Source organism: Pseudomonas sp. S34, assembly GCF_009866745.1.
GTDB lineage: Bacteria > Pseudomonadota > Gammaproteobacteria > Pseudomonadales > Pseudomonadaceae > Aquipseudomonas > Aquipseudomonas jessenii.
Map to the genome: position 1 here is coordinate 2,404,709 of NZ_CP019398.1, position 14,044 is coordinate 2,418,752.

Consider the following 14,044-nt stretch of genomic DNA (forward strand, 5'->3'; position numbering starts at 1 on the left):
ATGCCTCCTGATGAGGATCCGGGCATGTGGGCGTTCATTGCACGATGACCACTTCTTCGGTATCGCTGCCGCCATTGGAGGACGACACACGAACCTGGGCTGGCGGAATCGGCGAGATGCCGGTGGCCAGGCTTTTCACGGCGCCATCACCACTCAGGGCGCCGATGGCGATACCGGTGCCGGAGGTGGCGGTGAGCACCGGTGGCGACGTTTCATCGCTGGTCGAAGCCACGATGGTGATTTGCCCGGTGCTCAGGCTGTACTCGGCGCGTGAGATCGTCACCAGGTCGGTCAACGGCATGGGCAATATGGTCGGCGCGCTGCTGGCGATGGCCAGGTGGTTGTCGGCGGTTACCTGCATGGTGCTCGGCAACGTCGGATTGTTCGGCGACTGTGCATACCAGTGGCCGGTGGTATTGGCTTCGGTGAAGTTCAGCAGCGGATTGTTGCTGTCCAGGGTCACGGTGGCGGGTGGCGGCGGGGCCATCACGAACACGTCCTGCTGGGCCACCGGGGCGCTGGTGCCGGCCTGTCGCGAGTAGGTGCTGCGCTCGGCGATCACCGGGGTCGGACGGACCACCTTCGACAACTTGCCGGAAACAGCGAAGAGGTTGGTGCGCAAGTCCAGGCCATTGGGGCCCTCGATGCGCACGTAGTTGGTGTTGAACGGGCTGCCGGTGACGGCTTCGGTGAGGTTCGGATCGCCGACGAATTGTTCGGCCTGGCCCGTGCTCGGGTTGGTCTCGGTGTAGGGGCCATTGACGCTGCGCAGGAACGGCCCGACGTCGCCCTTGAGCGCGCCGTTGTAGGTTTTTGGCGCGCCGATGCCAATGTCCCGGGTCATGTTGATCGCCCGACGGCCGGGGGTCTCGACGTTGAACACTTCGACGCCGTAAGGGTGGGTGATGACATAAGTGCCAGCGGTGGCCACGTCGATGCGAACACGGATCCGGGCGAAGCTGATCTGGTCGCCCTCCAGTGGATCCCCACCACTGAAGGCTGCTTCGAGCGCCGAGACATAGGTCAGGTCGATGCCTCGGGCGGTATCGACGATGGTTGTTTCGCCTGTTGCCCAGAACGCTTCGTCGGGGAAATTGGTCGGGAAGACCAACGGTTGCGTGTCATCGAAAATGCCGGGATTTGGGATCAGCGAGCACATGTAAGTCGGGGCGCCCGGCGCGCTGGCAACCCTGGAACTGACAGCCTTTGATAAACACAGGTCAAGGGTTCGGCCGTGGCTGTCTTGATACCAAGCGGCGAAATTGCCATTGGCTGGCAGGTAGGGGCCGGGGTCTACGGCAAACAGCGCGGCCTGGGCAATACCTTGGGCTAGAGCAGTCACAACCAGGGCGGACGCGGTTTTGCACAGTAACGGGTGCATGAGTGTTCCCTCTGTCGAAGTACCTGCCCCTTGGGGATGGGGCAGTTGGCAGGGAGTTCGGCAACTTCCATACCAATCGGCGAAAACGCCCGTGAGACGCCCGCAGTAAAGGCGTTGGCGCGGTCGCAGGCGGCAGGCCGGGAAGTTATGGCACGGGCAGCTATCCCCGACTTTGGGGGGGACGGGGTCGCGGGACGGGTGGGGTATCGCAGTCCCCAGGCTCGGCCAAACGGCCATGGCTGGGCTATAAACCTATAGGGGGTTTCCGGGAACCGTGTCCATGACCACAATCGCCAAAGTACTTGCGACCGACAGCGAAGTTCGCTTGAACACGCGCAAGGAGCCCTTCAATCTGCTGCGCTGGTTTTCACTGGTCAGCATGCTGGTGATCGGCACGGTGGCGGTGGCGCTGGGGGCGGTATCCACGCGCTTCGTGATTACCGAAAGCGTGCAGCGCGATGCGCTATTGACCTCACAATTCATTCAGGCGATTGCCTCGGCCGAGGTGCACCATGTGTCGATTCCCAACGTCAGGACCATGGGTGAGTTGCTCGACCCACGAAAAGACATGGACTTTCCTGACGTCGACCCTCTGACCCGTGCCAGTGCCCGTGGTGAATTCCTCGACCATATCGCAAACTTGCCGGACGTGATTCTGGTCAACATCTACGCCCCCGACCGCATGGTGATCTGGTCGACCAACCCGGCCTTGATGGGCATTGCGATCAATGGCAATGAAGACCTCGATCGGGCATTCAACTCGAAAATTTCCGTGTCGACCGCTTACCACGGTGTGGATAGATCCCGCATGGAGCAGAAGTTCCTGGAACCACCCAAATACGCCTTCATCGAAAACTACATTCCCTTGTTCGACGCCGATGGCAGCACCGTCACGGCGATGGTCGAGATCTACAAGGAACCCCAGGACCTGATCGACCGCATGGAGCGCGGCCTGGTGCTGATCTGGCTGGCAACCGCCCTGGGCGGCGGTCTCATTTACCTGGGGCTGTACTGGATCGTGCGGCGGGCGGCGATCCTGCTGGCGACGCAGCAGAAGCAATTGATCACCAACGAAACCTTTGTGGCTCTGGGAGAGGTGTCTTCGGCGGTCGCCCACGGTCTGCGCAATCCGTTGGCGAACATCCGTTCAAGCGCCGAGCTGGCGATAGAGTTCGACAGCGGGCCGGCACACGGGAACATCAACGACATCATTGGTCAGGTCGATCGCATGTCGACATGGGTACGGGAATTGCTCCAGTCCCTGCGACCGCTCAATGACGAGGCCGAACCTGTGAACCTGGTGGCGGCCCTGCATGACAGCCTGATGGCTTACGAGCATCAGATCAACAAGGCCAAGGTCAACGTGGTGTTCGAGCCGGACCAGACGCCCATGGTGCTGAGCCAGCACGTACAACTGACCCAGCTCCTCAACAGCCTGCTGTCCAATGCGGTGGAAGCCATGGACGGCGGCGGCACCCTGACCATCCAGATCGAACCGCGCGATGCCCAGCGCGTCAGTGTGAGGGTGAGTGATACCGGCAAAGGCATGAGCGAAGAAGAGCGCACTATGGCCTTCCGGCCGTTCTTCACCACCAAACAGGGCGGGCTGGGGGTCGGGCTGGTGCTGGTCGAGCGGATCATGGAGCGATTTGGCGGTGCGGTGACCCTCGACAGCAGTGAAGGCGAGGGCACCACTGTGCGCCTGTCCTTTGTTCTGGCCCCCTGAAAACGGGGATGATCTACCCCCAATAACGGGTATCAATCCCCGGTCATTTCCCCGGTCGTTGCACATTGATTTTGATAAATCACTGTTTTGTCGAGTGTTAGTACGTTTTTATAAAAAAACACATGATTGGCGAGGTCCTTGCAAAACCACCATAACCCCCTTCACCACATCGAGGCGGCTGGTGATGGAAAAAAAAGAGATGCATTCACCACGCTCGCGAGCCCTGGGCATGCACCTGGTGCTGATGCTGGTGACCGGTTTGCTGGCCAGCCAGTTGCTGGTCGCCAGCCAGCCGACGTCGACGCCTGCACCTGCTCCGGCATCCACTGCCGAACCCGCTGTCGTTGAAGCCGTCACCCCGTGGGGTGCAGACTATTTCCCCAACACCCTGCTGACCGACCAGGACGGACAACAGCTGCGTTTTTTCGATGACTTGATCAAAGACAAGGTGGTGGTGATCAACTTCATCTTCACCTCGTGCAGTGACTCCTGCCCCCTGGAAACCGCGCGCATGCGCCAGGTGCAGAAACTGCTGGGGGATCGGGTCGGCAAGGACATCTTCTTCTACTCCATCAGCATCGACCCCTTGAGTGATACCCCCGAGGTGCTCAAGGCCTATGCACAACGCTTCCAGGTCGGGCCCGGGTGGAAATTCCTCACCGGGGAATTCGCCGACGTCACCGACCTGCGCAAAAAACTGGGGCTGTTCATCGAAGGCGTCGATAACGGGCGCAACAAGGACCACAACCTGAGCCTGATCGTCGGCAACCAGGCAACGGGCCGCTGGATGAAAGCCTCGCCGTTCGAAAACCCGTGGATTCTGGCCGACCAACTGGCCAATACCCTGCATAACTGGAAACAGCCCAGTGTGGAGGAAAGCTACGTCGAGGCCCCCGAAATCCGTCCGCCGAGCAATGGCGAAGAGCTGTTTCGCACCCGCTGCGCGTCTTGCCACAGCCTCGGTCCGCTGGATGGGCAGGGCATCGGCCTGCGCAGCATCGGCCCGGACCTGATCGGCGTGACCTATCAGCGCGATCAGGCCTGGCTCATCCGCTGGATCCGCGAACCTGACCGCATGCTCGCGGAAAAGGACCCGATCGCGATGGAACTGTTCGAGCGCTACAACAGGATCTCGATGCCCAACTTGCGACTGGATACGCGTTCCGCCCAGTCCCTCATCGATTTCCTGAAAGAAGAAACCGACCGTCAACATCCGCCAGCGGCGCCATTGGCCAGTGGTAATGAAGAGCCTGAACAACATCATTCGGTCGCGCACCCCGAGACACCCCGGGTGCAATAGTGTCAAAAAAATTACGCGGGCCAGTCGGTGGCTATCAATGCCACCTACACTGATCCTGAAAGCGGCTGAACAGGCTCGATTTCAAGCACCCAGGACACAGCCATGCAGATACTCGAACAACAAAAAGTAGCTGCGCCGCAGGCTCCCGTTGCACAACGCAAGGGTTGGCGGCCGCAGTTCAATTTGCTGCGCTGGTTCTCCCTGGCAAGCTTTCTGATCATCGCTGTGGTGGCGCTAGGGCTCGGTTACATCTCCACGCGCTTTGTTGTCGATGAAAGTATCGAGCGCGATTCGATGCTGACCGCGCAGTTCATCCAGTCCATTGGCGAGGCCGAAATCCGGCATGCCGGCATTGCCCCGGGGCGAACCATGGGTGAAATGCTCGACCCGCGCATGGATGATGCCTACCCCGACGTCAACCCCGTATCCCGGGCCGCCGCGCGCGTTGAGTTTCTTGACCATGTGAAGCATCTGCCGGACATCCTGCTGGCGACGGTGTACTCCCTGGACCGCACCGTGGTCTGGTCGACCAACCCCGAGTTGATCGGCGTGCGTATCGAAGGCGACTTTGAGCTGGACGAATCCTTCGAAATGAAATCGCCGGTGTCCACCAGTTACCACGAAATCGATGAGGAGCGTCCCGAGCAGCGCTTGCTGCGCGAACCGGAGTACCTGTTCGTCGAGAACTACATTCCGATGTTCAACGCCGACAGAAGCAAAGTGATTGCCATGGTGGAAATCTACAAGGAGCCGGTGGATCTGGTGGCGCGTATCCAGCGTGGCTTCAAGGCAATCTGGCTGGCCACGCTGATCGGCGGGGCAGCCATTTACCTGGGGCTGTTCTGGATTGTGCGACGCGCGGCGACGCTGTTGCAGAGCCAGCAGAAACAACTGATCGCCAACGAGACCTTTGTCGCCCTTGGCGAGATGTCCTCGGCGGTCGCCCACAGCTTGCGCAACCCGCTGGCCAATATCCGTTCCAGCGCCGAACTGGCCCAGGACATCGCCAGCCAGACCGCACAGAAAAACATCGGCGACATCATCAGTCAGGTCGACCGCATGTCGCGCTGGGTCCGTGAATTGCTGGTGTCGTTGCGGCCGATGAATGACGACTGTGAAACGGTCGACCTGGTGCTGGCCCTCGAAGACACCCTGAGTGCCTTTGAGTCCCTGATCAAACGTTCGGACGTCGAAGTGCGTTTCTCCCCTGTCAGCGTGCCACCGGTCGTCAGCCAGCAGGTGCTGCTCACGCAAATACTCAATAGCCTGTTTGCTAATGCACTGGAAGCCATGCCCAAGGGTGGCGTGCTGACGATCGAGATCGATTCCTCGGTGTCCGGCGACGTGAGAATGACATTGACCGACACCGGCAAGGGCATGTCCAAACAACAGCAGCAAATGGTCTTCAAGCCGTTTTTTACCACCAAGCAAGGTGGGTTGGGTGTGGGCCTGGCCCTGGTCAAACGAATAATGGAGCGTTTTGACGGCTCGGTCGAACTGACCAGCCGGGAGCAGGAAGGAACCCGTGTTTGTCTCAATTTCAAAGTGGCAACGGGAGGGGTATATGGAGCACAGCATTCTGCTGGTCGAGGATGACGAAATCCTCGCCGAGAATATTCAGACTTACCTGGAGCGCAAGGACTTCGAGGTGACCGTCTGCCACTCGGCTGAAGATGCACTGGAGCAATTGGGTTCTTTCGCGCCTGACGTGGTACTGACCGACAACTCGTTGCCGGGCATGAGTGGTCACGACCTGATCCAGAAGCTGCGCATCAGCGCGCCGGATCTGAAAGTGATCATGATGACCGGCTACGGCAATGTCGAAGACGCCGTGGTGGCGATGAAAGAGGGCGCCTTTCACTACGTCACCAAACCGGTGGCCCTGCCAGAGCTCAAGTTGCTGCTGGACAAGGCCCTGGCCACCGACCGCATGGAGCGTACGCTGTCGTTTTACCAGGAGCGCGAGGCCCAGAAGTCGGGAGTGCAGGCACTGATTGGCGAGTCGGCACCGATGGCGTACCTCAAGGGCACCATCACCCAGTTGCTCGACGCCGAACGGCGCATGGCCAACAGCGACCTGCCGCCGGTGCTGGTGGAAGGCGAGACGGGCACCGGCAAGGAACTGGTGGCCCGGGCCTTGCACTTCGATGGCCCGCGCGCCAAAGGCCCATTCATTGAATTCAACTGTGCTTCGATCCCGTCCAATCTGGTGGAGTCGGAACTGTTCGGCCACGAGAAGGGCGCCTTCACCGACGCCAAGGATCGTCGCATGGGGCTGGTGGAAGCGGCCGATGGCGGCACGCTGTTCCTCGATGAAATCGGTGAAATGGACCTGCTGCTGCAAGCCAAGCTGCTGAAACTACTGGAAGACCGGACCATTCGCCGGGTCGGTTCAGTGAAGGAGCGCAAGGTCGACCTGCGGGTGATCAGCGCCACCAACTGCAATCTCGAACAGATGGTCCAGCAAGGCAAATTCCGTCGTGACCTGTTCTTCCGCCTGCGCATCATTTCCATCAAGGTGCCGCGACTGTATACCCGTGGCGCCGATATCCTGCTGCTGGCCCGGCACTTCCTGGGGCTACATGGCAAACGCTACGGCAAGCCGAACCTGCATTTCAGCAACCAGGCCGAAGATTTGCTGCTCAGCTACAGCTGGCCGGGCAACGTGCGCGAACTGCGCAACATGCTGGAGCAAACCGTGTTGCTGGCGCAAAGCGACACTATCGCCGCCCATCAGTTGAACGTCTGCCTGAGCCTGATGGATGAGCCACCGATGTTTCATCACGAGCCGTCACACTTCAGCGAGCCGCGTCCGTCCTTCAGCGGCAGCGACTCCATGAACCTGCCGGAAGTGGAGCGCGACATGGTGCGCAAGATGCTCGACAAGACCGACTGGAACGTCACCAAATCGGCACGCCTGCTGGGTCTGAGCCGTGACATGTTGCGCTACCGGATCGAAAAACTCGGCCTCGCCCGTCCGGACAAGCGCCAGTGGTAAGGCTCACTGCAACACCGGGCCCTGCCTCAGACAGGACAGCATGCAGCTGGGGTTCTCGACTTCCTGGTTCACGTACACACCACGCTCCGGATCGTAGGAGCGGATAAACACCCGAACCGTGGCGTCGGCCACTGTCGGCAGGCGCGAGTCGGAAAACACGTGCTCACTTGAAACCGGAATGAATTCCCCGGGCGCGGTCGGGATGTACGAACCCGGCGGCACAATGTTCATCGACGGTGGTACGGGGTGCGCGAAGGGTTGGTCGGCGCCGTAATAGTTGAATTCGCTGCTGTAGTTGGTGGTGGGCATGTCGTCCGCGTGGACGACAGCGGTTGCGCCCAGGCAGACGGCGAGCAAAAGCGTCAGGTCGGTCTTTTTCATGGCAACACCTGCTAAATCGGTTTAACCACACTTCCCCCAAGGTCTTTAACTATAGCTGGCGCCGTGGACAGCCGTCGCTGCCGCGCGGATTACAAGTTCGCAACACCTGCCAGGATGGGGTTGATCTAGACTTCGCCGGTCAAATCGACGACCCGGACCCTGGAGTGTGCAATGGAACTGCCGACAAAAGAACAAGCCATCGCCAGTAACCGCGAGGCCTGGAATGACTCCGCCCGTCACCACAAGGACTCCAGCGAATGGCAAGCCTTGTTGAAGGGCGTGGAACACGCGGATTTTTCCTGCCTGGACGACACCCTGACAGCTTTGCTGACCCAGACAGGTATCGACGGCAAGGACGTGGTGCAACTAGGCTGCAACAACGGTCGTGAAAGCCTGTCGCTGTTCGCCATGGGCGCGCGTAGCGTGGTGGGCGTCGACCAGTCCGAAGCCTTTCTCGGGCAGGCACGGGAACTGGCGTCCCGATCGCCCCACGCGCCGCAATTCATCGAAGCGGACATTCACCACTTGCCGGCCGGACTGCAGGAGCGCTTTGACCTGGCGCTGATCACCATCGGGGTCTTGAACTGGATGCCGGACATCGGCGAATTCTTCCGCCATGTGGCGCGCACGCTGAAGCCGGGTGGGGCGCTGGTGGTGTACGAAACCCATCCGTTCCTGGAAATGTTCGACCCCGAGGCAGCCGATCCTTTTCGCCCGGCCAGCTCATACTTCCGCCGCGAACCGTTCGTGCAGCACGAACCGATCGTCTACGAAGGCAGGATCGAACAGCCGGCCGCGCCGTCCTACTGGTTCGCCCACACCCTGGGCGACCTCTTCAGCGCCGCCATTGCGGCAGGGCTGCAGATCCGTCACTTCAGGGAATACCCACACTCCAACCGCGAAGAGCTCTATGACCGCTATCAGCAGCAGGCAGCGCAGTTGCCGTTGTGTTTTACGTGGGTGGTGGTGAAGGGCTGATGCCCTGGGCTCAATTGCGTGCGGGTCCTGCCGGCCCCATCGCGAGCAGGCTCGCTCCCACAGGTGTTCGGAGTCGTGCATCGGTCTTGCATAAGACAACAATCCCATGTGGGAGCGAGCTTGCTCGCGATGGCGGCGACGCGGTTTCAGGTGGACCCGATTAGAACTGCGTAGGCCTCGGTTATTCCCGGTTCCAGGTAGGCATCGCCGAAGTCGGCGCCGAGCTGGTTCGGGTGGGCGACGATTTCCAGCAGTCCGTCGGGTGGTGACTGCGCCCGCTGAGAATCCACTGAAGATTTTGGACTCTCAACCCACTCATCATTTGTCGCTGGAAACCGGGGGAGCGCAAAAACCAAAGGCACCCGTGGCGCACCCGTGTGTTTTTTATTGACCTTGCCGCGTTCGCCAGGCACCCGGTGCGCACCCCAGCCACCGCAGGCAGGCACGATTGAAGCTTTGCACGTCGCTGTAGCCCAGGCGGTCGGAAATCTCCACCAGCTCCAGGTCCGTTCCCTGCAAAAAGTCTTCGGCCCGGTAACGACGGTATTCGTCGAGCAACTCTGAAAAACTCCAGCCCAACGCCTTCAAGCGTCGGGCGGCGGTGCGCTCGAGCACGTGCTGGGTGGTACAGAATTGCTGCCAGTTGGCTTCGGCGAGGTTGCCGATCAAATGGTCGCAGACTTGCTCCAGCAAGGTCGGTTCGCTGTTGCGTCGGGTCTGCTCCAGCAGCTCGATCAGCGTGTGTTCCAGTTCATGATTGCCCGGCGTCAACGGGATGACGAACAGCTGTGGATCGAGGCGGATCGAGTGCTGCGCCTGCCCCCATTGCACCGGTGCGCGAAAGGCTTGTTGATGTTCCTGCGCATTGGTCGTGCAAGCGCCGACCAGCCCGACGCCCAGAACCGGATCACGCTCCAGGCCGCTGGCGAGGAATTTGCGTCGCAACATGCTGCACAGGCTGATGAGAATGTAATCGGCGGTTGCCGCGCTGCTTTTCACACTGCCGCGGTCGAGCAGGTGCAATTGGACGCTGTCGTCGCCGCGCACGATCCGCGCGTGGAAGTGCCCGTTGAAAAACGGAAAGAAACGCACGAAATACTGGCAGGCGCTGTCCAGTGAGTCGGCCACGTCGAACAGGTACGTCAGGCCATTGGTAGCGGTGGAAACGAAACGCCGGCCAGCCGCCAGGCCGATCAGCGGGTCGCCGGTCTGCTCCAGGGCAAACGCCCAGAAGCGCCGCGACATGAATAGCGGAATGCGCATGAATGGCGTGCGCAACTCGAACAGGCTGCGACGAAACAGGCCTTCGATACTGTCCCGGTCCACGCCACGGGCCAGCAACTCTTCGATGGCCGGCAGCAGGGTCGGCGCGTAGAACGCATTGGGTATCGATTGATCGCGCAGTGGCTGATCGCTTTTTGTCATGTAGGGCTCACAGCTTGTTCCGCAACACTGGTTAGGCTGCCCGAAGTTAAGCGATTTGCCGGAGCAAGACCATGCTTGATTTACGCCAGCTCGATTTGAACCTGTTGCTTGCCTTCGATGCGATTTATCAGCAGCGCAGCGTCACCCGTGCGGCTGAGGTGATGTGCCTGTCGCAACCGGCCATGAGCAATGCGTTGCGTCGCCTGCGCGAGTTGTGCGGCGACCCGCTGTTCATCAAGAGTCGCCTGGGGGTGACGCCGACACTGGTCGCCCACCGTCTGGCCGACTACGTGCGTGCAGCGCTGGAGTCATTGCGCGATGGCTTGCGCATGATTCCCGCCGCGCGGCAGAACAATCCACTGCTGCGCGTCAGTTGTCTGGATTGCCTGCAACCGGTGTTGCTCGATGCCTTGCTCGAGTCGCCCCACGCCGATTGGCAGGTGCGTTATTTCCAGCCCCGGCGCCGCGACGCCTTGCAGGACCTGGCCAGCGGCAAGCTGGATATCCTGATCGACCTCGACCAACCGCTGGCCGGGCTTGCCGGCCTGCACAAACAGGCATTGCCCGCCGACCATTATGTGTTCGCCTATGGCGCCGCGCTCAAGGAGCCGCCGCGCACCCTGCAGGAGTATCTGGAGCAGCCGCAGATCCAGGTGTCGAGCCGCCGCGACGGGCTCAGCCCGGTGGACTTGCAGCTTGGCTTGAAAGGCCTGCGCCGGAATGTGGCGATGAGCACCCAAAGCACCCTGGCCGCGAAGCTGATCGCCGATCGCCAGCCGTTCGGCATCAGCCTGCCAAGCCGGGTCGCCAACGTGCTGGGCCTGCAACACGTGCCGCTGCCCCTGGACGAACCCGTGGAATTGAAACTGGCGCTGTACATCGAGTCGCGCTATCGCTTCGAGCGCAGCCGCGAGGAGGCGATGCACTGCCTGCTGCGCGCCCTCGGTGAGCCCCGGGCCTTGCAGTCGCTGGCACGGCGCGCGTGATCTACCCCTGTAGGAGCGAGCTTGCTCGCGATGGAGTGTCATTCACCGCTGTGTCGACTGATACACCATCGCGAGCAAGCTCGCTCCTACAGGGATTTGTGTGTGTTTCAGATGCGCCTAGTTCGACGCCAGCAAACGTTGGTCGACCGTCAGCACAGCCTCAACCATCGCCAGCGCGGCCGGTGTCAGGGAATGCCCGGCACGGCTGACGATGCCGTAATGCAATTGCAGGCCGGGATCCTCCTTGGGCACGTCGGTAAACTCCAGCAGCCGGATCAGGCCCTGGTCCACCAGTTCGGCCAAGGCCTCCATGGTGGCTATACCCACCGCATCGGAGCGCATCACCACGCGGCGGATCGCATCGAATTGCGCGCACTCCACGCTCGGGTTGAAGTCCGCCTCGCCCTGCACGTCGGCGAGGATCTTGCGGATCATCGGCGGTATTCGCGTGCCGACCACCGCGTAGTCGAGCAGGGCGCGCAGGTACAGGTTCTGCTGCTGCACCAAGGGATGTCCGACACGGCAAAAGAACCGCCCACGTCGAGGGCGCAACAGCTGAACCTGGTATTGCGGGTCGCCGGTGAAGTACCGCGCGTCGGCCACGAGGAATTCGATCTGCTGTTCGCGAAGCCAGACCGCAAGTTGCTCCCAGTCGCCCTGGTGGAAGCTGATGCGGATCGCCGGGTGAGCCTGGATGAATTCCGCCAGCGCTTCGGGCACCAGCACCTGGGCCGGGTACGGGCCGCAGCCGAAGTGCAACTCGCCACCGGTCAGGCCGTTGTATTGCGTCAGTTCGTTTTGCAGTGCCTGGCTGCCGGCGAGCAGGCGCCGGGCATGTTGCAGTACCAGTTGACCCTGGCCAGTCAGACGGAATTCGCGGCTGCTGCGTTCTACCAGCGCGCAGTCGAGGTCGCGCTCCAGGGTCTGGATGCTGCGACTGAAGGCGGGTTGGCTGAGGTTGATCGCCTCGGCGGCACGGCCGAAGTTGCGGTAATCGGCCAAGGCGACAAGGTGGCGGAGTTGTCGTAGGTCCATCATGCGTCTCCTGCATTTGTCGGATACTTTTAATGCATTGGATCGATATCACAGGGGCTGGCATAAGTACACGCCTGTCTTCTCGCCGTAACCTGCCATGACCAGCCAACCGTTCATTTCCAGCGCCTTCACCCGTACCATTCTCAGCCATGCCCGGCAGTCCGGACTGTGCCAGGACCAACTGCTGCAACGAGCCGGCATCTGCCAGTCGTTGCTCGAAGGGCAGGACCTGCACGTGCCCGCGCACCTGGTCGAACGCCTGTGGAATGAATGCGAACGTGCGGGCGCCGGGGTGTCGTTTGGCTGCGAACTGGTCAATGGCATGGCGACTACCACGTTACGGGGTTTGAACATTCTGCTGGACTCCGCCGCGACCCTTCGCGCGAGCCTGGCGTGTTTCACTGATTTCCTGCCGCGGGTGACCAACTACGTAGTGGCGGAACTGGAGGAGGGTGACGGGCAGGCTCGCTTGCATTTGCGCAGTGTTGACCAGCCGCCGCATTTTTTTGGTCTTGATGCGGCGACCCTGACGTTGGTGCGCAACATCGCCCGACGTTTGGGGCGCGCGCCGGCCGAGGTGTTCGTCGCGGTCCACTTGACGCCGCAACAGGCTGCCGGGCAGTGGTTGCGTAGCATGGGTGTCGAGGTGCTGGAGGGTTCACATCCGTGTCTGAGCCTGCCAGCGGCCAGTCTCGATGAGCCTTTGCTGGGGGCCAATGGGTTTTTGCATCAGAGCATGTTGCGGCACTGGCAGACCGCTGCGGCGCAACACACCCGTAGCGATAGCCTGGAGTTGGCGCGGCACTGGTTGACGGCGGGGGATCAGCCGATTGAGCGGATTGCCGAGCGGTTGGGGTATCGGCAGCCGAGCAATTTCATTCGGGCGTTTCGTAAGCAGTTCGGGATTACGCCTAAGCAGTTTCGTCTTGGTTTGTAGGTTGATGGGGTCGGTGTACATATCCGTTTCTGCGGTAACGGCTGCTTATGGTTTCGCCCTTACGGCGAGTCCCTTTTGGCAAACGCCCGGAGTGCCGGCCCAGCCAAAAGGAACCAAAAGGTCTCGCCCCTTACGTACGGCCCCTCGCTGAGGCTCGGGGTTCCTTCGCTCCGGTATTCATCCGGGGGCATTGCCCTCCGGTCGGCTTCGCTTCGACCTACATGCAATGAGTTCGACTGCGTCGAACGGCGCTGCGCGCCAATCCCCGGATAAACACCTCCACTCAGCCTGCCGAGGGGGCGGGTGGATCAAGATCAAGAGCTGCAGGCGAGCTAACGCTCGGCCTGATGAGTGGTGAAGAGCGTGGTGTACGCCGCTCTGTCTTTGCTCTTCTGTGGGAGCGAGCTTGCTCGCGATGGCGGCCTCACAGTCGACCGAAATCTTGCGGATGTACTCAGTACCTGTGGGAGCGAGCTTGCTCGCGAAAAACGTCCAGACACCGCGTTCATTCAGACAACACGCGTTATCGTTGACGTCCTTCGCGAGCAGGCTCGCTCCTACAGGGGGAATGCATACGCTGGAGGGCATGCCGAGCCACGGCGAGGCACCGAATGTCAGGGGCAAGAGCCTTTGGTTACTTGGGGCTTTTCCAAGTGACCTGCCGTAAGGGCGGAACCCTAAGTGGCCGTTACCGCAGCAATGGATATGTACACCCACAAAATACTCATCGCCTGCCACGCCGCCATCGCGAGCAAGCTTGCTCCCACAGGTGACCGCATCCGCAGAAACGGATATGTATGCCTTCAGAAATTAACCGAAGCCCCCCGCAGATCTCCCCGATGATTATTTTTTGTCGGCCATCGCTTGCGTGTCGGGGCCGATAGTTGGGCACCGTGT

Annotated in this window: 11 protein-coding genes; 7 read left to right on the top strand and 4 right to left on the bottom strand. The window is 60.9% G+C overall.

Annotation, left to right across the window (positions count from 1 at the left end):
- Positions 1-34: 34 nt before the first annotated feature.
- A complete protein-coding gene (locus PspS34_RS10845) occupies positions 35-1,381 on the bottom strand; it encodes a hypothetical protein (RefSeq protein WP_159389693.1) in 1,347 nt (448 codons plus the stop codon).
- Between the two features lie 280 nt (positions 1,382-1,661).
- On the opposite strand from PspS34_RS10845, the gene PspS34_RS10850 reads away from it, so the two are divergent.
- The 4 genes from PspS34_RS10850 (at position 1,662) to PspS34_RS10865 (ending at position 7,405) form a co-directional block, all read left to right on the top strand.
- Positions 1,662-3,107, top strand: a complete 1,446-nt coding sequence (locus PspS34_RS10850; RefSeq protein ID WP_150815245.1) for a HAMP domain-containing sensor histidine kinase — start codon at positions 1,662-1,664, stop codon at positions 3,105-3,107.
- A 184-nt stretch (positions 3,108-3,291) separates the two neighbouring features.
- Positions 3,292-4,407, top strand: a complete 1,116-nt coding sequence (locus PspS34_RS10855; RefSeq protein ID WP_154862330.1) for an SCO family protein — start codon at positions 3,292-3,294, stop codon at positions 4,405-4,407.
- 102 nt (positions 4,408-4,509) lie between these two features.
- Positions 4,510-6,003, top strand: a complete 1,494-nt coding sequence (locus tag PspS34_RS10860; RefSeq protein ID WP_150815247.1) for an ATP-binding protein — start codon at positions 4,510-4,512, stop codon at positions 6,001-6,003.
- Positions 5,972-7,405 (top strand): sigma-54 dependent transcriptional regulator, encoded by a 1,434-nt coding sequence (locus PspS34_RS10865; protein WP_154862332.1) that lies wholly within the window; start codon positions 5,972-5,974, stop codon positions 7,403-7,405. Before PspS34_RS10860 ends, PspS34_RS10865 begins: the two co-directional genes overlap by 32 nt.
- A gap of 3 nt (positions 7,406-7,408) precedes the next feature.
- On the opposite strand, the gene PspS34_RS10870 is transcribed toward PspS34_RS10865, so the two are convergent.
- Positions 7,409-7,786, bottom strand: a complete 378-nt coding sequence (locus PspS34_RS10870; protein WP_154947890.1) for a hypothetical protein — start codon at positions 7,784-7,786, stop codon at positions 7,409-7,411.
- Positions 7,787-7,957: 171 nt separating this feature from the next.
- Here PspS34_RS10870 and PspS34_RS10875 point away from each other — a divergent pair, with 171 nt between their 5' ends.
- Positions 7,958-8,764, top strand: coding sequence for a class I SAM-dependent methyltransferase (locus PspS34_RS10875; RefSeq protein WP_154862333.1), 807 nt, complete (start codon positions 7,958-7,960; stop codon positions 8,762-8,764).
- A 384-nt stretch (positions 8,765-9,148) separates the two neighbouring features.
- Here the strand turns inward: PspS34_RS10875 and PspS34_RS10880 are convergent, their stop codons facing one another.
- Positions 9,149-10,189, bottom strand: a complete 1,041-nt coding sequence (locus PspS34_RS10880) for an AraC family transcriptional regulator (protein WP_159389694.1) — start codon at positions 10,187-10,189, stop codon at positions 9,149-9,151.
- 71 nt (positions 10,190-10,260) lie between these two features.
- Between PspS34_RS10880 and PspS34_RS10885 the strand changes: the two genes are divergently transcribed.
- Positions 10,261-11,175 (top strand): LysR family transcriptional regulator, encoded by a 915-nt coding sequence (locus tag PspS34_RS10885; RefSeq protein WP_159389695.1) that lies wholly within the window; start codon positions 10,261-10,263, stop codon positions 11,173-11,175.
- Between the two features lie 117 nt (positions 11,176-11,292).
- On the opposite strand, the gene PspS34_RS10890 is transcribed toward PspS34_RS10885, so the two are convergent.
- Positions 11,293-12,213 carry a LysR family transcriptional regulator gene (locus tag PspS34_RS10890; RefSeq protein WP_238786596.1) on the bottom strand — a complete coding sequence of 307 codons (921 nt, stop codon included), beginning with the start codon at positions 12,211-12,213 and terminating at the stop codon, positions 11,293-11,295.
- 94 nt (positions 12,214-12,307) lie between these two features.
- On the opposite strand from PspS34_RS10890, the gene PspS34_RS10895 reads away from it, so the two are divergent.
- Complete coding sequence (locus tag PspS34_RS10895; RefSeq protein WP_090456379.1) at positions 12,308-13,147, top strand: AraC family transcriptional regulator; 840 nt, start codon at positions 12,308-12,310, stop codon at positions 13,145-13,147.
- Positions 13,148-14,044: the final 897 nt, after the last annotated feature.